The following is a 25155-nucleotide window of genomic DNA, read 5'->3' on the forward strand; positions in this document are numbered from 1 at the left end:
CCGCTCCTGTCACCTGGCCGGCGCGAGATAATCGAATCGATTCAGCAATGGTACAGGTTCGTTCAGTTTCGACCGAACCCTCCCGCTTTCATCGGCGGGACCGATCGGCTAGGGTGAGCGCCCGCAGAAGGAACAGCCATGGACTATTTCATCATCGTCGTCACCACCGCCGCCGGCCTGTATTTCCACTGGTGGATCTACTGGCGCATCCGCCGCTGGATGGACCGCGACCTGGCGCTGTCATTCGCCGGCGACGACCCGCAAAAGCGTGACTATCTGTTACAGCGACTGGCCGAGGCCAAGGCCAGCAAGGTGAAGCGGCGCGACCTGCCGGCCTGGCTGGAGCGCGCCGCCGCCGACTACCCTTCCCGCGAAGCCTGAGCCAGGCGCCAGAGCCGGGCGATCTGCTCGGCGCGCGCCTCCAGTTCCGCCGCCGCTCCGGCACAGGCCTGCTCCAGGCTGATCGGTCCCGGCGCCAGGCTGAACGCCGCATCGATGCCGGCGTCGTGCAGGCGCTGGTAGCCGTCGCCCAGGCTGCCGGCCAGGGCTACCACGGGAACGCCGGCCTGGCGCGCGATCCGCGCCACGCCCACCGGGGTCTTGCCGTGCAGGCTCTGCGCATCCAGACGGCCCTCGCCGGTCAGCACCAGGTCGGCACCGACCAGCGCATCGGCCAGCCCGGCCAGCTCCGCCACCAGTTCGATGCCTGGGCGGAAACGCGCGCGGAGGAATGCCCTCGCGGCGAAACCCAGGCCGCCGGCGGCGCCGACGCCCGGCACCCGGCTGAAGTCCTCGCCAAGGGTCGCCGCGACCACCTTGGCGAAGTGCGCCAGGGCGGCATCCAGTTGCGCCACCTGTTCGGCGCTGGCGCCCTTCTGCGGACCGAACACCGCCGACGCGCCGCGCGGCCCGCATAGCGGGTTGTCGACGTCTGCGGCGACTTCCACCGCGACATCCACCAGGCGCGGATCCAGCCCGCCCAGGTCGAGACTGTGCAGGCCAGCCAGCGCGGCGCCGCCGGGCGCCAGTTCCTCGCCGTCGGCAGCCAGGAAACGCACGCCGAGCGCGCCCAGCAGGCCGGCGCCGGCATCGTTGGTAGCGCTGCCGCCGAGGCCGAGGATAATCTTCCGCGCCCCGGCGTCCAGCGCCGCACGGATCAGCTCGCCAGTGCCACGGCTGCTGCTGCGCGTGGCGTCGCGGCGGTCGCGCGGGACCAGGTGCAAGCCGCTGGCGGAAGCCATTTCGATCACTGCGGTGGCGTCGTCCAGCCAGCCCCAGTGCGCCAGGGTCGGCTCACCGAGCGGGCCTTCGACACGGCATTCGCGACGTTCGCCGGCGGTGGCGGCGAGTACCGCATCGACCGTGCCTTCGCCGCCGTCCGCCAGTGGCCGCAGCAACACCTCGGCCTGCGGGAAGACTCGCCGCCAGCCGCGGGCGATAGCCTCGGCGACGTCGGGCGCGGACAGGCTTTCCTTGAACGAATCAGGAGCAATCACGATTTTCATCAGTCACCTCGCAGGGCCGGGAGTCCCCGGCCCCGCTTCAATCAGAGCAGCACAAGGCTGAGCAGCCATACCGCGAGCATACCGGCGATACCCTGGACCAGGGTCGCCAGGGTCTGGGCGCGATAGGCAGTGGATACGGTCATGCGGCTGAACTGTGTGACCACCCAGAAGAAGCTGTCATTGGCGTGGGACACCGTCATCGCTCCGGCACCGATCGCCATGACCGTCAGCACCCGGCCCATCTCGCTGTCCAGGCCGAGCTGCGGCAGCAGCGGAGCGACCAGCGCCGAGGTGGTGACCAGCGCCACGGTGGTCGAGCCCTGTGCGGTCTTCAGCGCGGCCGCCACCACGAACGGCATGAACAGGCCGATGCCCAACGCTGACAGGGTGCTGCCCAGGTAGTCGCCGAGCGGAGTGATCTTCAGCATCGCACCGAAGGCGCCGCCGGCGCCGGTGATCAGCAGGATCGGCGCGGCCGACTGGATGCCTTCCACCACGCGCTCATGGAATTCCTCGCGCTTGCTCTGGCCCTTGAGCAGGGTGCAGGCCAGCGCCAGGCCGACCAGCAGGGCGATCACCGGTTGACCGAGGAAGTTCAGGCAGGCGAACAGTACGCCCTCGCCCAGCGGCTTGCTCGGGAATACCGCGACCGAGCCAAGGCAGATCAACAGGATCGGTACGAAGATCGGCGCGAACGCCTGGGTCGCGCTGGGCAGCTTGCCGTAGCGGGCACGCAGCTCGCTGAAATCCTCTTCGGTCTGGACGACCTGGCCGTCGTCGACCAGGGGAATGTCCTTGCCGACGAAGCGATTGGCCCACCACATGCCGGCCATCGCGGTGACGAAGGCGACCACCAGGCCGACCACGATCACCAGGCCAAGGCTGGCGTCCAGGCCGAGGTTGCCGGCCGCGGCGATCGGTCCCGGGGTCGGCGGCACGAAGGTGTGGGTGGCGTAGAGACCGGTGGCCAGGGCCACGCTCATGGCGATGGTGGATATCTTCATCCGCGCCGCCAGGGCGTTCTTCAGCGAGTTGAGGATGACGAAGCCGGAATCGCAGAACACCGGGATCGACACCAGGTAGCCGATGATCGACATGGTCAGGGTCGGGAAGCGTTCGCCGAGCAGGCGGATCACGCTTTCCGCCATGGTGATCGCCGCACCGCTGCGCTCGAGGATCACCCCGATGATGGTGCCGAGCACGATGACGATGCCGATGTAGCCGAGGATGCTGCCGAAGCCGCCGGTAACGGTCTTGACGATTTCCGCCGTGGGTACCTGGTAGGCGAAGCCGGCGATCAGCGCGGCCGCCAGCAGGGCGAGGAACGGGTGCAGCTTGAGTCGCGTGGTGGACAGGACGATAAAGGCGATCAACGCCAGCAGGATCAGGACCAGGGTCATGAGCCGCCTCCTTGTTGTTATGGGTGTGGGATGGGCGCCCAGGGGCGGGTCATTTTCGCTCCGTCGGGACCGGACACGCCTTGTGCAACGGCCAGAGGAAGACGGCGCTGGAAGGGGAACATTTTGTGCGACTGCACAGTGAATCGATTGATCGCCCGTTACCCGCGGCGCGGAACGAGCAATTGCAGCCCCAGCAACAATTGCTGGCGGTGCTCCAGGCGAGCGAGATCGAGCCCGCTGATCGAAGCGATGCGCTCCAGTCGGTAGCGCAGGCTGTTGCGATGGATCCCCAGCGCCTGGGCACAGGCCTGGGCGTGACCGTCATGGGCGCACCAGGACTCCAGGGTAGCGGCCAGCGAACCTTGCGGATCGTGGTCGAGCAACCGCTGCAAGGGCGCCAGCAGCTGCCGCACCTGCCAACTGTCGCGCTGGCTGAACAGCAGGCTGGCGAGGCGGTGTCCGTCCAGGGTCACGACCCGCCGACCGGGCAACCGGCTGCGCGCATAGTCCAGCAGGTCGCGCGCGGCGCAGGCCGAGGCGCGCAGCTCGGCCAGGTCATGCGCCGGGTCGCCGGCACACAGGCGCGCCACGCCCCAGCCGCGCGCGTCGGCGCGCTCCAGCCAGTGCTCGAGCGTATCTGCGTGGGCTACCGGCCGGCACCAGAACACCAGGCGCTCGCCCAGCGCCGCGCTCCAGTGCTCCGCCCGGCCGCCGAGTGCCGCCAGCAGGCGAGCCTGGCAAGACAGCGGATCGGCATGCTCGGGCAGCTCCAGGAAGACCGCCTGGCGCGGCCAGTGCATGGCCAGCCCCAGGTGTTCGGCATCGGCCGCCAGCGCCCCGAGGCCGTGGCTGGGATCGAGCAACTGGCGCAGCCAGGCTTCGTGACGCTGGCGTTGCCAGTGTCGCTCGTCCTGCATCTGGCGCTGTTCCATGAGCATTTCCGCTGCCATCCGCACCAGCTCGGCATAGGGCCGGACCACCTCCGGCGCGCCGGTGATGCCGAGCACGCCGACCAGCCGCTCGGCGTGCAGCAACGGCAGGTTCACCCCTGGCCGCACCCCGCGCAGGCAGGCGGCGGCCTGCTCGTCGATTTCCACCACCCGCCGGTTGGCCAGCACCAGTTGCGCCCCTTCGTGGCGGGTATGCAGGCGCGATGGATCGCCGCTGCCGATGATCATGCCCTGGGCATCCATCACATTGATGTTGTGCGGCAGGATCGCCATCGCCCGATCGACGATGTGCTGCGCCAGCGTCGAATCCAGTTCGAACATGGAGGACTCAGGGCGCCAGGCGTTCGCGCGACCAGCCGCCGTCCTGGCGTCGATAGTCGAGACGGTCGTGCAGGCGGCTCGGCCGCCCCTGCCAGAACTCGATGCGCTGCGGCAGGAGACGGTAGCCGCCCCAGTGCTCGGGACAGCTCGGCGGCTGGTCGGCGAAACGCCGCTCGGTGTCCGCGAGCAGCCGTTCCAGCTCGGCGCGATCGGCGATGACCCGGCTCTGCGGCGAGGCCCAGGCGCCCAGGCGACTGCCCAGCGGACGCACCTGGTAGTAGGCGTCGGATTCCTCGGGAGTGACCTTCTCGACGCTGCCTTCGATGCGCACCTGGCGCTCCAGAGCCGGCCAGAAGAAGGTCATGGCCGCCCGCGGATTGGCCGCCAGTTGCCGGCCCTTGGCGCTTTCGTAGTTGGTGAAGAAGGTGAAGCCGCGCTCGTCGAGGCCCTTGAGCAGGAGGATACGGCAATGCGGATAGCCGTCGGCGTCGACGGTGGCCAGGGTCATGGCGTTGGGTTCGACCGGCAGGCGCTCGGTCTTCACCGCGTCGTCGAACCACTGGCGGAACAGGCTGAAGGGATCGCTAGGGGCGTTGGCCTCGCTGAGGCCATCGCGGGTGTACTCGCGGCGCATATCGGCCAGGGACTGGGTCATGGCGCATCTCCAGGGGGAAATGCGCCATAGCTTAACCGCAGACTCCGCCTCGCGCTTGATCCGGGACAATGGCGCCAAGCGCCCTGCCCCGGTTCGGCTCAGTTGCCCTGGGCCAGGGACAGCAGGCTGGCGCGCTGGGTATAGAGCACTTCGACGCGACGGTTCTGGGCGCGGCCGGCAGCGCTGGCGTTGTCCGCGCGCGGCATGTCGGAACCGACCCCCTTCAGGCGCAATTGGTCGCCTTTCAGGCCGCTGAGGCGGAAGATCGCCGCCACCGACTGGGCACGCTCGAAGCTCAGCTTGTCGTTGACCGCCTTGCTGCCGGTGCTGTCGGTATGGCCGAGTACCAGGATACCGCTCTGCGGATCGGCCTGGGCCATCTTGGCGACCTTGCCCAGCGGGTTGAGGGTGATCGGCATCAGCATGGTGTGGCGCTTGGGATTGAACGAGTAGTCGGCGGGGGCGATGACGATCAATGCGTTGTCGCGGCGTTCGAGGGTGAACTCGCTACCGGCGATCGCTTCGCGCAGGGCTTTCTCATGGGCATCCAGCCACTCCTTGGTGACCTTCTGCTGGACCAGTGCCGGCTTGCCCGACGCCTTGCTCGCCGAGCTGGCGCCGAACGGCCACCACCAGGGGTTGGCGGCCTTCGGCTCGGCTGCGGCGGCGACTTCTTTCTTCGCCGCGGCGATCTCGGCCTTCTGCTCCGCAGCCTTGGCGGCTACGTCCCGACCGCCTTCGTCCTTGCCGAACGGCCACCACCAGTGGCTGGAGCCGACATGCTCGGCTTCGGCCTTCTGTTCCGTGGCCTGCTTGGCGACGGTCTGTCCGTCGTCCTTGCCGAACGGCCACCATGAATGGCTGGAAGCCTGCTCGGCCGGAGCCTTGGCTGGCTGCGAGGAAGCGTCCTGGGTCTGGAAATAGCTGCAGCCGGAGGCGGTCATGCAGAGAAGAAGCGTCGAGGTCTTAAGCAGTTTCATACGTCGGGGTCCGTTGGAAGTGAAAGAAGGCGAGCCCGATGGAACATTCGGCTCAACCGCCGGTCACATCGCAGCGATGCCGGAGTCGATCCACTGCCCCGGCAACGCCCTATCTCATACGACGCTTTAGATTGTGTCGCTAAGCCATTATTTGGCAATGAAATTTAGCGTCGAGCCGACAAGCGGTTAAAAGTTAACCAACGGATTACAGACACTCCCCCGCGACACGCGCCAGCTGCTGCGCCCGCGGATCCATCAGCACATACGGCCCCAAGGCGTTGCTGACAAAGGAAAAAGCCAGGTCGCGCTCGGGATCGGCGAAGCCGATCGAGCCACCCGCCCCAGGGTGGCCGAAGGCCTTGGGGCCGAGTCCGTAGGTCGCATTGGCCACGCCCGGTTGGTCGAGCATGGTGCCGAGGCCGAAGCGGGTCCGGGTCAGCAAGGTCCGATCCTCGCCTACCGCGTGTTCGTGGGCCAACTGGCCCAGCAGTTCATCTTCCAGCAAACGTCCCCGCAACAGGCCGCTATAGAAGCCGGCGAGCGCGCGCGCGTTGCCATGGCCATTGGCGGCCGGCTGCTGCATGCGTCGCCATTCCGGCTTGTTGGTGCTGGTGAGGATCGACGGCGGATTGGTGAAGGCACGGGTGGTCAGCGCCAATGGCTCGCTCATCATGGTCTTCAGCATGCGCTGGGCGGCAGCGTCGCCGAGGCTGCCCTTGCTCCGTGCCATGTGGGCGACGCGGCCGAACTGGCTGTCGTCCAGGCCGACATGGAAATCCAGGCCCAGCGGTGCCGCGGTGCGCGCCACGATGGCCTCGCCCGGCTCGCGGCCGTCGACCCGGCGGATCACCTCGCCGAGCAGCCAGCCATAGGTAATCGGTGCATAGCCGTGCGCTTCGCCAGGCGTCCACCAGGGCTCCTCGGCGGCCAGTGCCGTGGTCATCGCCTGCCAGTCGTAGAGTGCCTCGGGCGGCATCTGCTCGCGCAGCGCCGGCAGGCCGGCGCGATGGCAGAGCAACTGGCGCACGCTGATCGCTGCCTTGCCGGCCGCGGCGAACTCGGGCCAGTAGCGTGCCACCGGCGCGTCCAGTTCGAGCTTGCCCTCGGCCACCAGTTGCAGCACGGCAACGGCGGTGAAGGTCTTGGTGCAGGAGAACAGATTGAGGATGGTGTCGCGCTGCCAGGGCTGCTCGCCGTCCTTGTCCGCGACGCCGCCCCAGAGGTCGACCACCGTCTCGCCACCGACCTCCAGGCACAACGCCGCGCCGCGCTCCTGCGGATTGTCGAAAAGCCGGGCGAAGGCCTCGGCAAGCGGGGCGAAACGGCTGTCACAGTGGCCTTGGGGCGTCATGGGCAAGTTCCGGTGGGAAAGTGGTCGGGGCATTCTTCCAGCCCTCGGCGGCCTTGTGAACCCTGACATAAGAGGGGTTCGCCGCAAGCGGGCGGCGGTGAATGCGCGCTCATGAACCGGCTGAATCCTCGCGCGGCGGCAGAGGCTCGACGGCAGGCATGGACCTGGCCATCGCCGACAGTCGCGACAGGGCGGCAAGGTTGCTTCGGCGCACCGTGTCGACGAAGCCGGCGAACGGCAAGCCCGTGATCCCGACCAGGCCGATATGGCCGTTCTCGCCGTCCAGCAGACGCCCGCTGGCCGGTTGGTCGAGGTACTGGAACCAGTGGGCGCCGACGATATACGGACTCTTCAGCGCCGCCTCCAGGAACGTTCGGTAGGAGTCGCCGCGCGCCCGCTCATTGGCCGCCTCGCTGACACCACCCCAGAACGGACCGCGATCCCGCGAGCCGAAGTGGAACTCGCTGATCAGCACCGGCTTGTCCAGCCGCGCCAGCAGGGAGTCGTCCAGGCCCTGCCCGGGCAACGGCGTATAGAGGTTGAAACTGAGCAGGTCGCAATACCGGGCGCAGGAGGTGATCGCCTCGGGAGTGCTGACGGCGAAGCGGCCGCCGAGCAGGAGGTGGTTCGGTGCGTGCCATTGCAGGGCGTCGCGCAGGGTCTTGAAGTAAGCGTCGGCATACAGCCGGAGGAAGGCGCTGTAGTCCTCGGCGATGGCCGGATGCCCCTCGCCCGGCAGCGGAGCCGCGTAGCCCGGCGCCTCCAGGGCCTCCCAGGCGGCCAGCTCGATGCCCCAGGCCTCGGCCAATGCCTCATGGCCCAGGTACTTGGCTTTCAATTGCTTGACGAAGGCGCGCTTCGCCGGACTGTCCATGGACAGCGTCAAGGCTCCGAAAGCGAGGCCGTAGCGCGCCTGGGCCGAGCCGTCGCGCCCGGCCCAGGCCAGTTCGTTGTCGGCGTAGTAGCCGAGCAGCCAGGGATCGTCGCGGTGGTCGCGAGCAGCGATGGCGATGACGCGCTCGGCGGCCATGGCGAAGCGCGGGTCGAAGGGATCGGGCATGGCTCCCCACCAGTCGAAACCGCTGCTGACCGTGGCGTAGTCGCCGGCGATCGACAGCGGCAGGCTGTAGGGCATCCGCGCCTGTGCGGCGAGCGCCGGATCGCTCCAGTTGCCGAGGCTGTTGAAACCCCATGCCGAGAGGCGCTCCAGGGTGCGCTGGCGCCATTCGCCGGCGAGCTGGTCGGCACTCGCCTGGGGAGCGATGCGCTGGCGATTGGCACCGAGGAAATCGAACCAGCGGCCATGCCCGAAGCGCCGCCCGGCCTGCGCGGCGACGCCGCGGCGGTCGTCGCCCTCACCGAAGAATGCGGCCAGCGGCTCACCCTCCGCCGGCAGTTCGGCGAACATCGGCTCGCGTCCCTCGACGTAGGTCCGGCTGCCGTCGGCGGTCACCGCATTAACGCCCAGCGACCAGAACGGATGTCCTTCCGGAGTAACCAGCCACCAGCGCCCGCCACGTTTTTCCGTGCGGAAGAAACCGCTGGCTTCGAACACCGGCCCACCCAGCAGGCCGCCGAAACGGTCGCGCGCCGGTGTCTGCCGCTCCCAGTCGCGGAGCTGTGCGGCCTCGGCCGCATAGGCGCTGCGCAACTGTTCGTCGGAACGAATCTTTTCCGGCCAGTCGGCGCGGCTGTACTGGCCATAACGATCGATCAGGCCGGTCAGGATGCTCCGCTCCACCGCCCTCCCTGCGCGTATGCCGAAACGTCCGAGCAGGATGCTCTGGGGAGCTTGCGGCGAGCGCAGGGACAGGCTCAGCGCCCCGACCCTGGCGCGGTCCAGCGAGCCCTCCACGCGTGGCGCCAGCAGCATCCGCTGGCCTTCGACCATCTGCGGCATCGGCGGCCCCGCACGCATGCCCAGAGCCTCTGGCGAAACCGCCCGCAACGGCACCAGCAGGGTCTGCGGCGGGCCTGCCGGAAGCTCTATGGATGCCTGCAACCCCGGCGCGCCCTGCTCGCCCTCGATCGCGACCTCCAGGGTCATGTCCCAGCTCATGGCGTTCTGGATGCGCAGGCTCACGTAGTCCGCTGCGGACCAGTCCCAACGGCCCTGCGCCGGACTCATGCGCAAGGTGGGCCGTTGCGCCGGGCTGAAGGTGACGCGACGGAGAATGTCGCCCTCCGGGGTGGCCTCCGCCGTCGCGCTGGGCAGGTCGGCATCCTCAAGGGTGATGCCGACCACGGCCATTGGCTTGACGAAGTTGAACAGCACCTGCTGAGTGTCGCTCGCCGCCAGCGGCGTGGCCACCGCGAGCAGGCCGAGAAGCAGGGGAAGATGCCAACGCGAACGGATCATGAAGCCTGTTTTCCTTAACTCCATCCCGGCCTGGGCAAATGCCGGGAATTCCTGATGCGGCTCGGACGTGAAGGCTGGCGCCCTCCCGCGCAGGCCAGCGCGTCAGGCGATTTCCCGGCGGAACGGCGGCAATGCATTGAGGATAGCCTTGCCGTAGCGCTGGGTGACCACGCGGCGGTCCAGCAGGGTGATGGTGCCGCGGTCCTGCTCGGTGCGCAGCAGCCGCCCGCAGGCCTGGACCAACCGCAGCGAGGCGTCTGGCACGGCGATCTCCATGAACGGATTGCCGCCGCGCGCCTCGATCCACTCGGCCAGCGCCGCCTCCACCGGGTCGTCGGGTACCGCGAAGGGAATCTTGGCGATCACCACGTGTTCGCAATAGGCCCCCGGCAGGTCCACGCCTTCGGCGAAACTGGCGAGGCCGAAGAGCACGCTGTCCTCGCCGTCGTCGACTCGCGACTTGTGCTTGTTCAGGGTTTCCTGCTTGGACAGGTTGCCCTGGATGAACACCCGCTTGCGCCAGTCGCGGTCGAGACCGTCGAAGACTTCCTGCATCTGCTTGCGCGAGGAGAACAGCACCAGGCTGCCGCGCGCGCCCTTCACCAGTTCCGGCAGCTCGCGAATGATCGCCGCGGTGTGCTCGGCGGCGTTGCGCGGATCCGCCTTGAGGTCGGGGACCCGCAATACCCCGGCCTCGGCATGGTGGAAGGGGCTCGGCACCACCGCGGTGACCGCGTTGCGCGGCAGGCCCGCGCGCATGCGGTAGCGGTCGAAGGTGCCCAACGCGGTCAGGGTCGCCGAGGTCACCAGCACGCCATAGGCGACGTTCCACAGGTTGCGGCGCAGGGTCTCGGCGGCGAGGATCGGGCTGGCGTTGGCTTCGATGTCGTAGAAGCTGCCGCTCTCGGCGAGGGTCAGCCAGCGCGCCATCGGCGGGCTGTCCTGCGGGTCCTCGCAGGTGAAGGCGGTCCACAGTTCCCAGTTGCCCTGGGCGCGCGCCAAAAGACTACCGAACAGCGGGTACCACTCCTCCGCCTGGTGGCTGGCGATGCCGCCGGCGCCTTCGCCGTCCATCGCCTCCTTGAGGATATCGGTGAGGCGGGTGAACAGGTCGGTCAGCTTGGAGAAGCCTTTCTTCAGCTCGATGCCCATCTCGCGGATATGCTCGGGGACCACCCCGCCGACGAAACGGTGACGCGGCCGCTCGCGACCTTCCATGTCCTCGCCGGCGCGGAAATCGCCGATCTCTTCGCAGGCGGTGAACATGAACTGCTGCTGGGTCTTGATCTCCCGGGCCAGCTCCGGCACCTGTTCGATCAGGCGGCCGAGGTCGCCCGGCAGCGGGTGCTGGGCGAGCAGCTTGGTGAGGTTCTTGGCGATCTGCTCCAGCCAGTCGGCGGTAGCGCGCAGGCGGGTGAAATGGGCGAAATGGCCAATCGCCTTGTCCGGCAGGTGATGGCCCTCGTCGAACACGTAGAGGGTCTCGCGCGGATCGGGCAGGATGGCGCCGCCGCCCAGGGCCAGGTCAGCCAGGACCAGGTCGTGGTTGGTGACGATCACGTCGACCTTGGTCATCCCTTCGCGCGCCTTGTAGAAGGCGCACTGCTGGAAGTTCGGGCAATGTCGGTTGGTGCACTGGCTGTGATCGGTGGTGAGCTGCGCCCAATGCGCGTCGTCGATCGCCTCCGGCCAGCTGTCGCGGTCGCCGTCCCAGCGGTTGCCGGCCAGGCGTTCGATCATCTGGTTGAACAGCTTGCTGCTGGTCTCGTCGACATCGATGTTGAAACCGTCGTCGGCGAACAGTTGCGCCGTCGCGCTCTGCGCCTGGCCTTCCTGCAGCAGCACGTCGAGCTTGGACAGGCACAGGTAGCGCCCGCGGCCCTTGGCCAGGGCGAAGCTGAAGGCCAGCCCGCTGTTGCGCAGCAGGTCGGGAAGATCCTTGTGGACGATCTGCTCCTGCAGGGCGACGGTCGCGGTGGCTATCACCAGGCGCTTGCCACTGGCCTTGGCGCAGGCGATCGCCGCCAGGCTGTAGGCCACGGTCTTGCCGGTACCGGTTCCGGCCTCCACCGCGACCACCGCCGGCTCGCCCTCGCGGTGCCCCTCCTCGTCCTCCTTGATCGCGCCGAGGGCCTTGGCCACTTCGGCGATCATCAGGCGCTGGCCATAGCGAGGCTTCAGCTCCTTGGCTTCGAGAAAGCGGGTGTAGGCACCCTGGATCTGGGACTTGAGTTCGGCGCTGAGCATGGAATTCCTGGGCCCGGCGCGCAGCGGAAGACGAATCCGCCGGCGCGCCATAGCTGGATAAATTTTCAGTGGTTCGACAGGGCGGCTATGATAACGCGCTTCGTCACAACCGCCAGCGGAGATCGCCGAATGACCCCCTACGCCCTCGTCTACGCCCTGCATGTCCTGGCCGCCCTGGTCTGGGTCGGAGGCATGTTCTTCGCCTGGACGATTCTTCGTCCGGCGGCCGTCGCCGCGCTGGAGGCCCCAGCCCGCCTGGGCCTGTGGCTGGAGGTGTTCCGCCGTTTCTTCCATTGGGTCTGGGCTGCGGTGATCCTGCTGCCGATCAGCGGCGTCGGCATGCTGCACCTGAGCTTCAACGGTTTCGCCGGCGCGCCGCGCTACGTACAGGTAATGATGGGGCTCTACGTCGCCATGCTGGCACTGTTCCTGCGGGTGCAGGCGCTGCAAGTGCCGGAACTGCGCCGCGCGGTGCAGGCCCAGGACTGGCCGGCAGGCGGGCAGGCGCTGGGGAAGATCCGCCGCACCGTCGGCTTCAACCTGCTCCTCGGCCTGTTGCTGATAGCCCTGGTAGCGGCACGCCCGAGCCTCTGAACCGGCGATGCGCCGGAAGCCGTGCTGCCGGCCTCTCCTCAGAAGCGCACGACGTCCAGGCTGCCGTCGCTGCCGTTGGTGCCGTTCGCGCCGTCCTCTCCGCTGCGCCCCGCACGACCGGCATCCACCGAGTAGATCCAGCAACCGGTGGCGTTATCCGCCGCACCCGGTTTGCCGGCCTTGCCTCCAGCGCCGCCGACGCCGCCTTGCAGACGGGTTTGCAAGCGCTCCAGAGGAAAATCGCCCGGCACTTCCAGACGAATCCGACCGCCCGCCCCGCCCGGACCGCCGTCGCTTCCGGATTGGCCGTCGCCACCTTTCAGCGCGCTGCCCCAGAGGCAGCCGGAGGCCTTGCCGGAAGCCCCGTCCAGGCCATCGTAGCCTGGAGCGCCGACGCCACCGCGGGCGTCCAGCAGCAGGCTTTCCACCTCCACCGCCTGCAGGCGCAAGGTCAGGTCGCGGCCGTTACCGGCGCTTTGCCGGAAGGTGCCGGTCGCGCCGGGCGCGGAAATGATGCTGCCATCGGCCAGGCGGCCGCTGACGACTTCGATGCTGATTCGCTCCTCGCCTGGCGCCACGCCGATCCGGGCGTTCTTCGCCATGTGCAGTTCCTCGATGCGCAGGACGCTGACCTCCAGCGGAATCAGCAGGGCGGCATCCTCGCCGATCTCCACTCTGCGCAGGCGCAGCTCCTGGGCCCGCTTGGGCAGGCGCATCACCGAGTTCGCCTGCACCTTCACGGTTCCGCCGATACCCTGCTGGCGTGCCGGCGGCGCCTCGGCCGAAAACGCGGCGCCAGCCCAGGCCAGGGGAACGACCAGGAACAATCCGAGCATGGCCTTACGCATGATCGTCCTCCTTGTCCTGCGGTAACTCGCTGGCCGGGCTCAACGCCGGCAACGCAAGCATGTGGAAGACCCCGAACAGCAAGACCTGGAGACGATCCAGCCAGGGATGCGCGCGCGCTTTCAGGCGTCCTCCGAGGACGAGAATCTCGATCAGGTGGATCAACAGGATCAGGCCGCCGGCTATCGACAACAGCCAGTTCAGCGGATAGGCGAACGGATGCAGCAGATTGACCAGCACCGCGCCCCAGAACACCAGGGTCACGAGCTTGCCCAGCCCGAGAAACGCTTTCATGGAACTCCCCCCAAGACATCGTGTGCGGGGGAACATACTCGCCAGCCCGCCGCGGCGCCAGCCATGAACGAAAACGGGGGCTTCGACGCCCCCGTTCTGCTCCGCGCCGCCTGCGTCATTCGCGCTTGATGAGGATTTCCACCCGGCGATTCTCGGCCCGCCCTTCGCGAGTCTTGTTGTCGGCGACCGGCTGGCTTTCGCCCAATCCCTGCACGCCGACGATGATGCTCGAAGGCACCCCGGCATCAATCAGATAGTTCGCAACGGCATTCGCGCGCCGTTCCGACAGCTTCTGGTTGTAGGCATCGGAACCGACGCTGTCGGTATGCCCGGTGATACTCAGGCGCGTACTGGCCGCCTCGCCTTTCAGGCGTTCGGCGATGCCGTTGAGCTTCTCGCTGTCGGCGGCGTCCACCTTCGACGAATCGAAGGCGAAGTGCAGGTCGCGCACGACAATGGTTTCTTCCTTGACGACGGGAGGCGGCGGCGCGACTTCCTCGACCGGCTGCGGAGGCGGCGGCGCGACCTGTTCGCCGGCACCGTGCACCCAGCAATAGGCGGCACCGACGCCACCGCCGATCAGGGCGCCCCAGCCGGCCCAGCTGCTGCTTTCGATCGCGCCCAGGCCGGCGCCGGTAACACCACCGACCGCCGCACAGGTCGGCCAGTCGCTTTTCTGCAACCCTGCGCAACCGGTCAGCAAGCCGCTGACCAGAATCAGGGGTAAAGCGGTCCTCGTGATGCTCATTGGAACTCTCCTCGTGGATCGGTTGTAACCGACAAATAGGGAGTAAAGACCCCAGCCGAAAAAAGCGCCAGCACTAGGCCATGCAGGCGCTTCAGGCTAGTCTTGGCGAATCCCAGGAGAGTGTTTTCCCATGAGCGAACCGATTTCTCCCCGCACCCCGCAGCAGGCCCTGGCCGCGTTGCTCGCCCGCTACGCGCCGAAGCGCTTGCTGCTGGTCGGCGCCAGCCGGCTGCCGGCGGTGGAGGCCTTCATCCACAACCATCCCCAGTGCCAACTGGCGCACAGCCCGGCGGCGGCATTGCCCGCCGAACTGGCCGGCCAGCGCTTCGACCTGGCGCTGTTCGTCGATTGCCTGGAACACCTGCCGCAGCGCACCAGTCTGCAGTTGCTCGCGGGCGTGCGCAACCTGAACGCCAGCCGGGTCGCCGTACTGGTCGACCTCGAGGCCAGCGACTGGCAGGAAACCGACTTCTTCGCCCTCGCCATGCAGAACAGCGAACGCTTCCAGCGCGAAGGCCAGACGCTGACCCTGTACACCTACGACCTGTACGAGTACAAGCAGGTCCCCGATTGGCTGAACGCCAAGTTCTGGGCCAACCCGGAAAACTTCGGCAAGTACTGGTGGTAACCATGACCCAACCCACCTGCCCCTGCGGCAGCGGCGACCCGCTCGACGATTGCTGCGGCCGCTATCACCAGGGACATCCCGCGCCCACCGCGGAAGCCCTGATGCGCTCGCGCTACAGCGCCTATGCTCTCGGACTGGTGGACTACCTGCGCGACACCACGCTGCCGGCGCAACAGGCCGGCCTCGATCTCGACGGCATCCGCGCCTGGAGCCACGGCAGCACCTGGCTCGGTCTGGAGGTGGAAAACCACGAGGTGCTCGGCGGCCAGCCGGAGCATGCGCGAGTCACCTTCGTCGCGCGCTGGCACGACGCCGACGGGGAACATGCCCATCGCGAATGTTCCGGCTTCGTCCAGCGCAACGGTCGCTGGTACTTCCTCGATCCGACCGTGGCCCTGAAACTCGGCCGCAACGATCCCTGCCCCTGCGGCGCCGGCGGCAAGCTGAAGAAATGCTGCGGTCCGTGGATCACCTGATGCATTCGCTCGCCAGCTATATCCGCGCCATCCATGCCCTGCCCTCGCCGGTCTCGATAAGCGATGCGCAGGTCGAAGAGCAACAGCGCTGCGAGGACGGCGTCGAGATCCACAGCTGCGAAGCGCTCTACCGTTTCGACAACGGCGTGCGCCTGCGCCAGCACTGCGAGCGCGACCTCCTGCCGAGCAGCGGGGCCTGCGAGGAATGCTGGATCGGCTACGAAGTGCTGGATTCCGCCGGGCAGGAAATCAGCCCACGCTACAAGCACTTCGTCAACGCCTGCCAGGAACGCTTCTGGTTGCGCATGCACGCCTGAGATGCTGCGCCAGGCTGCGCGGTTTGGGCGTTGACGAGCGCTCGGGTAGAATGCGCAGCCTTTTCATCCGGGCCCCATCCCCATGCTGCTGACCGTGCTCTACATCATCGCCATCACCGCCGAAGCCATGACCGGTGCGCTGTCGGCCGGCCGGCGCAGCATGGACCTGTTCGGCGTGGTGCTGATCGCCTGCGTCACCGCCCTGGGCGGCGGCTCGGTACGCGACATGCTGCTGGGCCATTACCCGCTGACCTGGGTCCGTCACCCGGAATACCTGGCGCTGACCGCAGTCGCCGCGCTGGTGACAGTGTTCATCGCGCCGCTGATGCGCCACCTGCGCTCGCTGTTCCTGGTACTCGACGCGGTTGGCCTGGTGGCCTTCACCCTGATCGGCTGCCAGGTCAGCCTGGAAATGGGCCACAGCCTGCTGATCGCGGCGATCAGCGGGGTGATCACCGGGGTGTTCGGCGGCATTCTCCGCGACATCCTGTGCAACGACGTACCCTTGATATTCCGCCGCGAACTCTATGCCAGCGTGTCCTTCGCCAGCGCCTGGTGCTACCTGATCTGCGTGGAGCTGGAACTGCCTTCCGAGCAGGCGATGCTGATCACCCTGTTCAGCGGCTTCCTGTTCCGCCTGCTGGCCATCCGCTTCCACTGGGAAATGCCCAAGTTCGTCTACCAGGACGATTTCGACCACTGAAGCAAGCGCCTGCCCCCTGGCCGACGCGTTCCTCCAACCCCTCGCCTGTCCCCGATGCCACGGCCTCGCGACGCGGTTATCCGCCCCACGCCCTGGCTTGTCGCAGGCCGCTGCCCGCCTCAGTCCTGCAGGCGCAGGTGGCTGGTGTCCGGAGCCGGAGCCGCTGGCTCGGAGCGTGCCTGGCCCATGTCGCTACCGACCGGGGCGACGCTGAAGCGGCTCAGGTCGAGTTTCGGCGCCTCGGCTTCGGCCTTGGCGTCCTGTAGGTCGGCGCCTACCGGAGCCAGGCCGAAATCCGGCGCATCGACCTCGGCGAACGCCGCCATGTAGCCGTCCCGCGGCGCTACCTGCAAGCGTCCGGCGGGCGCGCTGGTACCAGTAGCGGCGCGGGTCTGCGGGCCTCCACGGGAGTCGTCTGCGCAGGCGGCGGCGCCATGACCACCTCCTCGACCTCCATCTCGGCGACCACGGCGATCGCTCCCGCTCGCTCCAGCACGCTGCGGTATTTTTCCGCGGAGGCGGCATCGAGGTTGTTCTTGATCACCACCCGGCGGCCGGAGAACAGCAGTTCGATACGCTGCGCGTCGGCCTGGAACAGCTTGGCCAGGTTGGCCTTGACCACCTCGGGACGGGCGCCGGCGACCAACTGGCCGGAAAAGGCGATTTCAAAGCGGCTCATTGGCATCTCTCCGAGTGAAGGGCAGCTCGGCATGGCGGCCCTGGCGTTTCGTCGAGCGATTGTACCCATCGACAGCCACGCGTGGAGTGACTGGGTCCGGCAAATCGGCCGGCGGGTCCGTTCAGGTTAGCCGAGCCGGTCACGCCAGCCGACGGGAAGACTTGCACGGGCGTACGCGCTTCTCCATGCTCCCCCCGACTGCGCTACGGGAAACATATGGACACAGGCCTGTACCTGAAACATCTTTCCTCTATACAACAATAAGTTGCAGCACAATCACTGCTTGTTAAACTGGGGCGTCTCGGGGGGAATAGCATGAATTACCAGGCGCAAATGATAAGAATTATCAGCCTAATAATGGCGTGGGGAGTTCTCTCCAATCTCTCGGGCTGCAGCTGGATGACCGGCAGCTTCGAAGACCCCGACGTCAAGCTGCTGAAGGTGGAAGTGGTCAAGGCACGCTTGCTGGAACAGGAGTTCGTGATGCGCTTCCGCATCGACAACCCCAACGATTTCAGCCTGCCGGTACGCGGCCTGCAGTACGCCGTGCAACTGAACGACATCCAGCTCGCAGAAGGCGAGTCCGGCCAGTGGTTCACGGTTCCCGCCCACGGCCACGAGGTATTCGACGTGCCGGTGCGAACCAATCTCTGGCGCCACATGAAATACATCGTCAAGCTCCTCGAGCGTCCCGAGGAGCCGATCCGCTACCGCCTGCAAGGCGAAGTGAAGACCGGACTGATGTTCGGCCGCAGCGTGCACCTGAGACGAAATGGCGAGATAATTCCCGGCGATTTCATCCCAGAATAGGTCCACCATGAGTCAGGAACCCCACGTACACGGCCCGAACTGCAACCACGACCACGATCATCATCACGATCATGGCCATGGTCATGTCCATGGTCCGCACTGCAACCACAGCCACGAGCCGGTGCGCAATCCGCTCAAGGCCGTAGGCCGCAACGATCCCTGCCCCTGCGGCAGCGAGAAGAAATTCAAGAAGTGCCACGGCGCCTGACCCTTCGCACGCGCCGGCATCCGAAGGCCCGCTGAGCAGCGGGCCTTTTCGTTGGCGCGCCACCAGCCTCGCCGGGGCGTCATGCGCGACAGCGGTTTGCATCGAACCTAGGTTCCTGGCGTAGAGTCTTCCGTTCGTAGCCCATCGACGAGCCGGAGACGCACCGATGATCGACCTGTACTACTGGACCACCCCGAACGGCCACAAGATTACTCTTTTCCTGGAAGAAACCGGCCTGCCCTACGCCATCCATCCGATCAATATCAGCCAGGGCGACCAGTTCCAGGCGGATTTCCTGAAGGTGTCGCCGAACAACAAGATTCCCGCCATCGTCGATCGCCAACCAGCCGACGGCGGCGCTCCCCTGTCGCTGTTCGAGTCCGGCGCCATCCTGCTCTATCTCGCGGAAAAGACCGGACGGTTCCTCGCCAAGGACCTGCGCGCGCGCCAGGAAACCCTGCAGTGGCTGTTCTGGCAGATGGGCGGGCTGGGGCCGATGGCCGGGCAGAACCACCATTTCAACCGCTTCGCCCCGGAGAAGATTCCCTACGCTATCGACCGTTACGTCAAGGAAACCGCGCGCCTGTACGGCGTTCTCGACCAGCGCCTGGCGGACCGCGCCTTCGTCGCCGGCGACGACTACAGCATCGCCGACATGGCCATCTATCCGTGGATCGTCCCACATCAGTGGCAGGAGCAGGATCTCGCCGACTTCCCACACCTGCAGCGCTGGTTCGAGAGCATTCGCCAGCGTCCGGCGACGCAACGCGCCTATGCTTTGGTGGAGCGCATCAATCCGCCGCAGTAGCGGGTCCCGAGCCGGCCTGCGGACGTCCTCGCGGACGATCGCAGGCGGAGCTTGCGCAGCCCTGCGCTCCTCACTAACGTAGCGCCTCTCGACGCGACCACTCCCGCAGGAGCCCCCACCCCATGGCCTCGCCAGCCTTCATGCGTTTTCTTCCCCGTTGCGGCGCCGCCGCGGCCTTCGGCACCCTCCTGGGCCTGGCCGGTTGCCAGTCCTGGCTCGACGATCGCTACGCCGACAGCCTGCCGCCGACCTCCGGCGTACAACCGATCAAGGGCCTGGCGCAAAACGTATCGATCCGGCGCAACGCGCTGGGCATGCCACTGATCGAAACCGGCACCTTCCATGACGCGCTGTTCGCCCTGGGCTACGTACACGCCTCCGACCGCCTGAGCCAGATGGTCAGCCTGCGCCTGCTGGCCCAGGGACGGCTGGCCGAGATGGTCGGCCCCGGCGCGCTGGAGATCGACCGTTTCATGCGTACCGTGAACCTGCGCCAGGCTGCGGAGATCCAGTACAGGAACGCCTCGCCGCGCCTGCAACGCTTCTTCGAGGTCTACGCGCGCGGGGTCAACGCCTACCTGTATCGCTATCGCGACAAGCTGCCGATGGACCTGGCCCAGTCCGGCTACCGTCCGGAATACTGGAAGCCCGAGGACTCGGCGCTGGTCTTCGCCCTGCTCAACTTCGGCCTGGCGGTGAACCTGCAGGAAGAAATCGCCTCGCTGACGCTCGCGCAGAAGGTCGGCAGCGACAAGCTGGCCTGGCTGACGCCGACCTATCCCGACGAAAACCTGCCGTTCGACGAGGCGGAAAAGCTCAAGGGCCTGCGCCTGGACGGGCAGGTTCCCGGCCTCGCGGGCGTCGAGGGCGCGGCGCGGCAGGTCGCAGCGCTGAGCATGCTCGGGGTCGCCGCCTCGAACAACTGGGCTATCGCGCCGCAACGCAGCCGCAGCGGCAAGAGCCTGATGGCCAACGACACCCACCTGCCGCTGAGCATGCCGTCGGTGTGGAACTACGTGCAGATCCGCTCGCCCAAGTACCAGGCCGCGGGCGTTTCCATTGCCGGTCTGCCGGGCGTGGTGGCGGGCTTCAACGGCAAGCTGGCCTGGGGCATGACCATGGTCCTGGGCGACAATCAGGATCTCTACCTGGAACAGTTGCGACGCCAGGGCAACCGGCTCTATTACCTGGCCGACGGCAAGTGGCAGCCAACCCGCGAACGCCAGGAAACCTTCTTCATCAAGGGCCAGCGGCCGATCCGCGAGGTCATCCACGAAACCCGCCATGGCCCGCTGCTCAACAGCGCCCTGGGCGAGCGCAAGAACATCCTCCAGCCGCTGCCGCTGAAGAGCGGCTACGGACTGGCCTACCGGAGCATCCAGCAGGAAGCCGACAAGACCCTGGACGGCTTCTTCGACCTGTCGCGGGCGAAGACCATCGAGCAGGCCTTCGACGCCACCCGCGAGATTCGCGCGATGCCGCTGAACATCGTGTTCGCCGACGAAAAGCACATCGGCTGGCAGGTCACCGGACGCTATCCGAACCGCAAGGAAGGTCGTGGCCTGCTGCCCTCCCCTGGCTGGGACGGCCGCTACGACTGGGATGGCTATGCCGACCCGATCCTCCACCCGTCCGACCAGGACCCGCAGCAGGGCTGGCTGGGTACCGCCAACCACCGCACCGTGCAGCCCGGCTACGGCGCCCAGTTGTCCAACTCCTGGTACTACCCGGAGCGCGCCGAGCGCATCGCCCAGCTCGCCGGTGCCAGCAAGAGCCACGACACCCAGAGCATGATCCGCATGCAGTACGACCAGACCTCGCTGTTCGTCGCCAAGCTGCAAGCCATGTTCGACAATCCCGGCATGTCGCTGCCGCTGCGCCAGGCCATCGACGCCTTGCCGGAGGCGCAACGCAGCCGGGCGCGGGAGGCCTACGACCGGCTTATGGCATTCGACGGCAAGCTGACAGCCAGCTCCAGCGACGCCGCGCTGTACGGCGCCTTCCTCCACGAGAGCGCCAGGCAGATATTCCTCGACGAGCTAGGACCGGAGGACGGCCCTGCCTGGAAAGCCTTCGTCGAGACCGCCAACCTCTCCTACTCGGCGCAAGCCGACCACCTGCTCGGGCGCGACGACAGTCCGTTCTGGGACGATACCCGCACTCCGCAGAAGGAGGACAAGCCGGCAATCCTCGCGCGCAGCCTCGCCGCCGCCGTGGAGTTCTGCGAACAGCGACTGGGGAGCGAGCGCAAGGCCTGGCAATGGGGCAAGCTGCACACCTACGAATGGCAGAGCGACAGCTCGAAAATGGCCCCCTACCTGGGCGCCGGCGAGCGCGCCGGACTCGGCGCGATCAAGGGCTATCTCGATCGCGGGCCCTATCCGGCCGGCGGCGACCACACCACGCTGGACGTATCGGCCTACGGCTGGGGCCAGGACTTCGACACTTGGCTGATCCCGGCGATGCGGCTGATCGTCGACTTCGGCCAGAGCGAACCGATGATCGGCGTGAACAGCAGCGGCCAATCCGGCAATCCGGCCAGCCCGCACTACGCCGACGGTATCGACGCCTGGCTCAAGGGGCGCTACGTCAGCTTCCCGTTCCAGCCACAGAACCTCGAGCGCGTTTACGGCAACAAGCGGCTGACGCTCACTCCCGCTCGCTGAACGGACCGCGCGGAACTTTCCTCCGCGCCGTGGCTCTGAACAGCCGACTTACTCCATGATCATCTTCAGGGCGTCCTTCCGGACGCCCTTCTTTTATCCCCCTCCCGGAAAGCCTCCGTTTTCTCGAAAGCCCGGGCACGGGATCGAACCGATCTCACTCCTCTCCGGCCTCTTCCACGGGCGCCACCAGCGCCCGGTCCAGCCAGTCCGTCGGCAGGCTCTTGCTGGCGCGGGCACCGAGCAGCTTGAGTTGCTCGCTGCGACTGATCAGGTTGCCACGTCCCTCGGTGAGCTTGTTGCGCGCCGCGGCATAGGCCTTGTCCAGTTGCTGCAGGCGCGAACCGACCTCATCGAGGTCCTGAACGAAGAGCACGAACTTGTCATACAGCGAACCGGCACGTTCGGCGATTTCCCGCGCATTCTGGTTCTGCCGCTCCTGGCGCCAGAGGCTGTCGATTACCCGCAGGGTGGCCAGCAGGGTGGTCGGGCTGACGATCACGATATTCTGCGCGAAGGCGTCCTGGAACAGGTTCGGCTCGGCCTGCAGGGCCGTCGAGAAAGCCGCCTCGATCGGCATGAACAGCAGGACGAAGTCGAGGCTGTGCAATCCTTCCAGGCGTCGATAGTCCTTGCCGGAGAGGCCTTTCACATGGTTGCGCAACGACGTTACGTGCTGCTTCAGCGCCTGCTGGCGCAGCAGATCGTCGTCAGCGGCGATGTACTGCTGGTAGGCCGTGAGACTGACCTTGGCATCCACCACCACCTGCTTGTCGCCGGGCAGGCGGATCAGCACGTCCGGCTGGAAGCGTTCGCCCTCGGCACCCTTCAGGCTGACCTGGGTCTCGTATTCCCGGCCTTTTTCCAGGCCTGCATGCTCGAGCACCCGCTCCAGCACCAGTTCGCCCCAGTTGCCCTGGGTCTTCTGGCCCTTGAGCGCGCGGGTCAGGTTGGTCGCTTCCTCGCCCAGGCGCAGGTTGAGCTGCTGCAGACGCTCCAGTTCCTTGCTCAGGGAGAAACGCTCGCGCGCTTCCTGCTGGTAGCTTTCCTCCACCCGCTTCTCGAACGCCTGGATGCGCTCCTTCAGTGGATCGAGCATCTGCCCCAGGCGCTGCTGGCTGGTCTCGGCGAAACGCTGTTCACGCTCGTCGAAGATCTTTCCCGCCAGTTCGGCGAACTGTGCCCGCAACTCGTCGCGGGCCGACTGCAGGTCGGTCAGGCGCTGCTGGTGGCTTTCCTGCTGCTCGCGAAGTTCCGCAGCCAGCGCAGCCCGTTCGGAAGCCAGGCGACGCACTTCCTCTTCCCGGCCCTGGCGCTCGCTGGCCCAACGTGCCTCCGCCTGGGACGCCCGTTGCCGCTCCTCCCCCATCAACTCGGCTTCCCGACGCAGCGCGGCGACCTCGCCGGAGAGCCTGGCATGGCGCTCGCCGAGTTGCTGGTAAGCCTCCCTACTGGTCTCCAACTGCGCATTCAGCCCGTCCTGGGCCAGTTGCGCGGTCGCCAGTCGCTCGCCGAGCAACGCCATCTCGCGCTCCGCCAGGCTGGCCCTTCTCTGTAGCTGCCATGCCAGGCCGGCCAGGGGAATCGCGGCAGCCAGCAGGCCAAGCAACAGGTTCGGTAGATCGACGGGCATGGGGCACTCCAGCGGAAAACGACGCAACACCCGCCTGGCAGGCGCGCGTGCAGCGGATTCTAGGTTCTTGGGAAAAGACCGTCGAGCGAATAGCGCCGCGCCGAACGAGCACTCCGCTTCCGAGCTGTGCGTACCCCATGCGCAGGACACTTCAGATACTTCCATAACGGAAGCCATCGCCCTGCGCCCTTCGCCGCCGGGACATTTCTGCTTCCACGGCATTTTTGTCGCGGCTACAGGGCTTGCCTTGGAGCGTGCGATGTGCTGTCGAGCAAGTGCTTGGGAAATCCACAGATCCTGTGGATAACCCAGTGGAAAAGCCCCTAAAAAACTGCCGAACCCCCGATGGAGTGGGGCTATGGGACAGATTGACGATTTTTTCACCAACTATTTTTATCGTTATTTTTCAATAAGTTACGTTTCAAACATGAAAAATCAAGCGTTTAGAGCCTAACGCTCTCAACCCTTGACAAGCTGCTTTCCATTTGTGCACAAATTTTCGCCGAAGCCTCTTGCCGCCCCATTGCAGGGCAATGCCGTTCGAAATCCTCAGCCACTCTTTCCCTCGGCGCATGCAGGCCAGCCCTGCCCAACCGGCAGGTGGCGGCCTTCAGACGGCGCCCCCGGATCGCTGGCAACCGTGCCCCCCTCCACTCACGCCGGATGCGGCAACTTTCCGTCCACCAGGAACAGCTCCCAGGAGAAGATTTTCGGCGACCCCGGCACATGCGCCGGCTTGAAGGCCACGTAACCGGCCGTGGTTTCGCACAGCCAGGGCGTCAGGTTGCGAGGACGCTTTTCGGTGAAGGCCGCGGGCGTGAACAGGGCGACATTGCAGCCGCGCTCCGGGCAACGCGCCGAACGGTATTCGAATGCCTGCACCCCGGCGCTGCGCATGGCACTTCCCAGTTCCTGGGGAGCGCGGTAGTCGGCGATGTCGGTCAGCGCAGCCTCGTGATCGGAGAAAGGCGGCGCCTGCAGACGGATTCCCCGCTCCACCTTCCAGCCCGCCTCGAACGAAGCGTGCTCGGACAGAATCCTCCCGCTCGGTGGCGGCACCGCCATGCCACTCCACAGGACGCAACGGTAATACGCGCTTTCGGCCATGGCCGTTTCCAGCTTCAACGCGGCGTAGAACAGGCTTGGCTCGTGGCGACGGCCAAACCGCGACCCCCAGCGCAAGGGCGGATAACGGAACGGGGTCTTCAACAGGTAATGCAATGGCTCGGCATCCGCCGGCACCGGCGGCTTGCTCGACTCGAGCAGTTCCTCGAGCAACGCCTGTTCTTCCAGGGTGTCGACCAATTGCAGGGTCGCCACCTGCTCCTGGCTCTCCACCAACCGCACCAGGCGCCCCTGGAGCGGTCGGATATGCCGCTCACCCTTGCACTGTCGCCAGATCTCGCTCACCTTCCGCCCCTCGCTTCCTGTGGTGTCGGATGCCAGCGTAGCGGCACCGCAGTCTCCATTCAGCCAGGCGTGTCGCCTCTGGCTGCCAGCCTTTTCCGTGACAGGCGTAGGCCCCCGTACAGGCGCGCCGGGCATCAGACCTTGCCGCGGATCGCATCGAGGTATTCCAGCACATGAACCAGGCCCTGCACCTGTCCCATCAGTGCCAGCGGCTCGCCCGCCAGGTGATGGTTGGGAGTGCGCAGGAAGTGGCGCATGTCCTCCTGCTGCCCGCCGAACAGGGCATACAGTGCGCGATAGACCCGCACCAGCAGCAGAGCCAGCTCGCCGGTCTTGCTGTCCACCCGCAGGCCCTGGGTCTTCCAGCGGCTGATGGCGCTGCGATCGACGCCGACGATGCCGGCCAGTTCGAGCTGCGTCAGCCCCAATTGCTCGCGCGCGGCCAGGACGGCCTTGGCCAGGACGGCATCGGCGCTGGGACGTTCCTTGATGAGAGCGCTCATGACGACCTCCTCATGTGTGTTTACAACAAACTATCATCATTTTGCTGAAAACACACCTTGATTCGGT

Annotated in this window: 24 protein-coding genes and 1 pseudogene; 10 read left to right on the forward strand and 15 right to left on the reverse strand. The window is 66.7% G+C overall.

Going from position 1 to position 25155, the window contains the following annotated elements:
- Window positions 1–138 precede the first annotated feature (138 nt).
- On the forward strand, window positions 139–381 hold the full coding sequence (locus AT700_RS20075; protein WP_003082053.1) for a hypothetical protein: 243 nt from the start codon (window positions 139–141) through the stop codon (window positions 379–381).
- On the opposite strand, the gene AT700_RS20080 is transcribed toward AT700_RS20075, so the two are convergent.
- The 8 genes from AT700_RS20080 to dinG all read right to left on the reverse strand — a co-directional run bounded on the left by AT700_RS20080 (window position 360) and on the right by dinG (window position 11768).
- On the reverse strand, window positions 360–1505 hold the full coding sequence (locus AT700_RS20080; protein WP_003082051.1) for a glycerate kinase: 1146 nt from the start codon (window positions 1503–1505) through the stop codon (window positions 360–362). The two genes, AT700_RS20075 and AT700_RS20080, sit on opposite strands and share 22 nt — an antisense overlap.
- Before the next feature lie 41 nt (window positions 1506–1546).
- Window positions 1547–2905, reverse strand: coding sequence for a GntP family permease (locus AT700_RS20085; protein ID WP_003086363.1), 1359 nt, complete (start codon window positions 2903–2905; stop codon window positions 1547–1549).
- A gap of 158 nt (window positions 2906–3063) precedes the next feature.
- Window positions 3064–4176, reverse strand: a complete 1113-nt coding sequence (locus AT700_RS20090) for a CdaR family transcriptional regulator (RefSeq protein ID WP_048521303.1) — start codon at window positions 4174–4176, stop codon at window positions 3064–3066.
- A gap of 7 nt (window positions 4177–4183) precedes the next feature.
- On the reverse strand, window positions 4184–4831 hold the full coding sequence (pdxH, locus tag AT700_RS20095; protein ID WP_003086357.1) for a pyridoxamine 5'-phosphate oxidase: 648 nt from the start codon (window positions 4829–4831) through the stop codon (window positions 4184–4186).
- 98 nt (window positions 4832–4929) lie between these two features.
- Window positions 4930–5811 carry an OmpA family protein gene (locus AT700_RS20100; RefSeq protein ID WP_003082037.1) on the reverse strand — a complete coding sequence of 294 codons (882 nt, stop codon included), beginning with the start codon at window positions 5809–5811 and terminating at the stop codon, window positions 4930–4932.
- Window positions 5812–6016: 205 nt separating this feature from the next.
- Entirely contained in the window at window positions 6017–7162 is a 1146-nt protein-coding gene (locus tag AT700_RS20105) for an EstA family serine hydrolase (protein ID WP_014603184.1), read from the reverse strand.
- A 109-nt stretch (window positions 7163–7271) separates the two neighbouring features.
- Window positions 7272–9545, reverse strand: coding sequence for a beta-agarase (locus AT700_RS20110; protein WP_073653045.1), 2274 nt, complete (start codon window positions 9543–9545; stop codon window positions 7272–7274).
- Window positions 9546–9623: 78 nt separating this feature from the next.
- A complete protein-coding gene (dinG, locus tag AT700_RS20115) occupies window positions 9624–11768 on the reverse strand; it encodes an ATP-dependent DNA helicase DinG (RefSeq protein ID WP_003086351.1) in 2145 nt (714 codons plus the stop codon).
- Window positions 11769–11897: 129 nt separating this feature from the next.
- On the opposite strand from dinG, the gene AT700_RS20120 reads away from it, so the two are divergent.
- Entirely contained in the window at window positions 11898–12362 is a 465-nt protein-coding gene (locus AT700_RS20120) for a CopD family protein (RefSeq protein ID WP_003082024.1), read from the forward strand.
- A 38-nt stretch (window positions 12363–12400) separates the two neighbouring features.
- Here AT700_RS20120 and AT700_RS20125 read toward each other — a convergent pair whose 3' ends face one another.
- The 3 genes from AT700_RS20125 to AT700_RS20135 form a co-directional block, all read right to left on the reverse strand.
- Window positions 12401–13210 carry a hypothetical protein gene (locus AT700_RS20125; RefSeq protein WP_003082021.1) on the reverse strand — a complete coding sequence of 270 codons (810 nt, stop codon included), beginning with the start codon at window positions 13208–13210 and terminating at the stop codon, window positions 12401–12403.
- Window positions 13203–13502: a DUF1145 domain-containing protein gene (locus AT700_RS20130; RefSeq protein WP_003082018.1), complete on the reverse strand. Its 300-nt coding sequence runs from the start codon at window positions 13500–13502 to the stop codon at window positions 13203–13205. The genes AT700_RS20125 and AT700_RS20130 overlap by 8 nt, the downstream gene beginning before the upstream one ends.
- A gap of 115 nt (window positions 13503–13617) precedes the next feature.
- Window positions 13618–14250 carry an OmpA family protein gene (locus tag AT700_RS20135; protein WP_003082015.1) on the reverse strand — a complete coding sequence of 211 codons (633 nt, stop codon included), beginning with the start codon at window positions 14248–14250 and terminating at the stop codon, window positions 13618–13620.
- Window positions 14251–14380: 130 nt separating this feature from the next.
- On the opposite strand from AT700_RS20135, the gene AT700_RS20140 reads away from it, so the two are divergent.
- The 4 genes from AT700_RS20140 (at window position 14381) to AT700_RS20155 (ending at window position 16374) form a co-directional block, all read left to right on the forward strand.
- Window positions 14381–14878, forward strand: a complete 498-nt coding sequence (locus AT700_RS20140) for a DUF6231 family protein (protein ID WP_034069612.1) — start codon at window positions 14381–14383, stop codon at window positions 14876–14878.
- Between the two features lie 2 nt (window positions 14879–14880).
- Window positions 14881–15354: a YchJ family protein gene (locus tag AT700_RS20145; RefSeq protein ID WP_023129063.1), complete on the forward strand. Its 474-nt coding sequence runs from the start codon at window positions 14881–14883 to the stop codon at window positions 15352–15354.
- Entirely contained in the window at window positions 15354–15671 is a 318-nt protein-coding gene (locus AT700_RS20150) for a hypothetical protein (RefSeq protein WP_003082000.1), read from the forward strand. The genes AT700_RS20145 and AT700_RS20150 overlap by 1 nt, the downstream gene beginning before the upstream one ends.
- A gap of 82 nt (window positions 15672–15753) precedes the next feature.
- The gene (locus tag AT700_RS20155; RefSeq protein ID WP_003081997.1) at window positions 15754–16374 is read left to right on the forward strand and encodes a trimeric intracellular cation channel family protein; all 621 of its coding nucleotides are present in this window, start codon (window positions 15754–15756) and stop codon (window positions 16372–16374) included.
- Window positions 16375–16493: 119 nt separating this feature from the next.
- Here AT700_RS20155 and AT700_RS20160 read toward each other — a convergent pair.
- A pseudogene (locus tag AT700_RS20160) lies at window positions 16494–17053 on the reverse strand (hypothetical protein).
- A gap of 315 nt (window positions 17054–17368) precedes the next feature.
- On the opposite strand from AT700_RS20160, the gene AT700_RS20165 reads away from it, so the two are divergent.
- The 4 genes from AT700_RS20165 to quiP all read left to right on the forward strand — a co-directional run bounded on the left by AT700_RS20165 (window position 17369) and on the right by quiP (window position 21545).
- Window positions 17369–17863: an LEA type 2 family protein gene (locus AT700_RS20165; protein WP_003123186.1), complete on the forward strand. Its 495-nt coding sequence runs from the start codon at window positions 17369–17371 to the stop codon at window positions 17861–17863.
- Window positions 17864–17870: 7 nt separating this feature from the next.
- Window positions 17871–18071 carry an SEC-C metal-binding domain-containing protein gene (locus AT700_RS20170; RefSeq protein ID WP_003081984.1) on the forward strand — a complete coding sequence of 67 codons (201 nt, stop codon included), beginning with the start codon at window positions 17871–17873 and terminating at the stop codon, window positions 18069–18071.
- A 166-nt stretch (window positions 18072–18237) separates the two neighbouring features.
- The gene (locus AT700_RS20175) at window positions 18238–18879 is read left to right on the forward strand and encodes a glutathione binding-like protein (RefSeq protein WP_003081964.1); all 642 of its coding nucleotides are present in this window, start codon (window positions 18238–18240) and stop codon (window positions 18877–18879) included.
- A gap of 122 nt (window positions 18880–19001) precedes the next feature.
- A complete protein-coding gene (quiP, locus tag AT700_RS20180; RefSeq protein ID WP_044263834.1) occupies window positions 19002–21545 on the forward strand; it encodes an acyl-homoserine-lactone acylase QuiP in 2544 nt (847 codons plus the stop codon).
- Window positions 21546–21699: 154 nt separating this feature from the next.
- Here the strand turns inward: quiP and rmuC are convergent, their stop codons facing one another.
- From rmuC to AT700_RS20195, 3 genes are all read right to left on the reverse strand, one after another.
- Window positions 21700–23061 carry a DNA recombination protein RmuC gene (gene rmuC, locus AT700_RS20185; RefSeq protein ID WP_003081943.1) on the reverse strand — a complete coding sequence of 454 codons (1362 nt, stop codon included), beginning with the start codon at window positions 23059–23061 and terminating at the stop codon, window positions 21700–21702.
- A 768-nt stretch (window positions 23062–23829) separates the two neighbouring features.
- The gene (locus AT700_RS20190; RefSeq protein WP_003163133.1) at window positions 23830–24585 is read right to left on the reverse strand and encodes an RES family NAD+ phosphorylase; all 756 of its coding nucleotides are present in this window, start codon (window positions 24583–24585) and stop codon (window positions 23830–23832) included.
- Window positions 24586–24719: 134 nt separating this feature from the next.
- Entirely contained in the window at window positions 24720–25088 is a 369-nt protein-coding gene (locus tag AT700_RS20195; protein WP_003086329.1) for an antitoxin Xre/MbcA/ParS toxin-binding domain-containing protein, read from the reverse strand.
- Window positions 25089–25155 lie beyond the last annotated feature (67 nt).

Source organism: Pseudomonas aeruginosa (assembly GCF_001457615.1).
Taxonomy (GTDB): Bacteria; Pseudomonadota; Gammaproteobacteria; order Pseudomonadales; family Pseudomonadaceae; genus Pseudomonas; species Pseudomonas aeruginosa.

Coding starts and splice junctions, on each gene's coding strand:
- AT700_RS20075 (WP_003082053.1), top strand. CDS start 139: ATGGACTATTTCATCATCGTCGTCACCACCGCCGCCGGCCTGTATTTC.
- AT700_RS20080 (WP_003082051.1), bottom strand. CDS start 1,505: ATGAAAATCGTGATTGCTCCTGATTCGTTCAAGGAAAGCCTGTCCGCG.
- AT700_RS20085 (WP_003086363.1), bottom strand. CDS start 2,905: ATGACCCTGGTCCTGATCCTGCTGGCGTTGATCGCCTTTATCGTCCTG.
- AT700_RS20090 (WP_048521303.1), bottom strand. CDS start 4,176: ATGTTCGAACTGGATTCGACGCTGGCGCAGCACATCGTCGATCGGGCG.
- pdxH (WP_003086357.1), bottom strand. CDS start 4,831: ATGACCCAGTCCCTGGCCGATATGCGCCGCGAGTACACCCGCGATGGC.
- AT700_RS20100 (WP_003082037.1), bottom strand. CDS start 5,811: ATGAAACTGCTTAAGACCTCGACGCTTCTTCTCTGCATGACCGCCTCC.
- AT700_RS20105 (WP_014603184.1), bottom strand. CDS start 7,162: ATGACGCCCCAAGGCCACTGTGACAGCCGTTTCGCCCCGCTTGCCGAG.
- AT700_RS20110 (WP_073653045.1), bottom strand. CDS start 9,545: ATGGAGTTAAGGAAAACAGGCTTCATGATCCGTTCGCGTTGGCATCTT.
- dinG (WP_003086351.1), bottom strand. CDS start 11,768: ATGCTCAGCGCCGAACTCAAGTCCCAGATCCAGGGTGCCTACACCCGC.
- AT700_RS20120 (WP_003082024.1), top strand. CDS start 11,898: ATGACCCCCTACGCCCTCGTCTACGCCCTGCATGTCCTGGCCGCCCTG.
- AT700_RS20125 (WP_003082021.1), bottom strand. CDS start 13,210: ATGCGTAAGGCCATGCTCGGATTGTTCCTGGTCGTTCCCCTGGCCTGG.
- AT700_RS20130 (WP_003082018.1), bottom strand. CDS start 13,502: ATGAAAGCGTTTCTCGGGCTGGGCAAGCTCGTGACCCTGGTGTTCTGG.
- AT700_RS20135 (WP_003082015.1), bottom strand. CDS start 14,250: ATGAGCATCACGAGGACCGCTTTACCCCTGATTCTGGTCAGCGGCTTG.
- AT700_RS20140 (WP_034069612.1), top strand. CDS start 14,381: ATGAGCGAACCGATTTCTCCCCGCACCCCGCAGCAGGCCCTGGCCGCG.
- AT700_RS20145 (WP_023129063.1), top strand. CDS start 14,881: ATGACCCAACCCACCTGCCCCTGCGGCAGCGGCGACCCGCTCGACGAT.
- AT700_RS20150 (WP_003082000.1), top strand. CDS start 15,354: ATGCATTCGCTCGCCAGCTATATCCGCGCCATCCATGCCCTGCCCTCG.
- AT700_RS20155 (WP_003081997.1), top strand. CDS start 15,754: ATGCTGCTGACCGTGCTCTACATCATCGCCATCACCGCCGAAGCCATG.
- AT700_RS20165 (WP_003123186.1), top strand. CDS start 17,369: ATGAATTACCAGGCGCAAATGATAAGAATTATCAGCCTAATAATGGCG.
- AT700_RS20170 (WP_003081984.1), top strand. CDS start 17,871: ATGAGTCAGGAACCCCACGTACACGGCCCGAACTGCAACCACGACCAC.
- AT700_RS20175 (WP_003081964.1), top strand. CDS start 18,238: ATGATCGACCTGTACTACTGGACCACCCCGAACGGCCACAAGATTACT.
- quiP (WP_044263834.1), top strand. CDS start 19,002: ATGGCCTCGCCAGCCTTCATGCGTTTTCTTCCCCGTTGCGGCGCCGCC.
- AT700_RS20195 (WP_003086329.1), bottom strand. CDS start 25,088: ATGAGCGCTCTCATCAAGGAACGTCCCAGCGCCGATGCCGTCCTGGCC.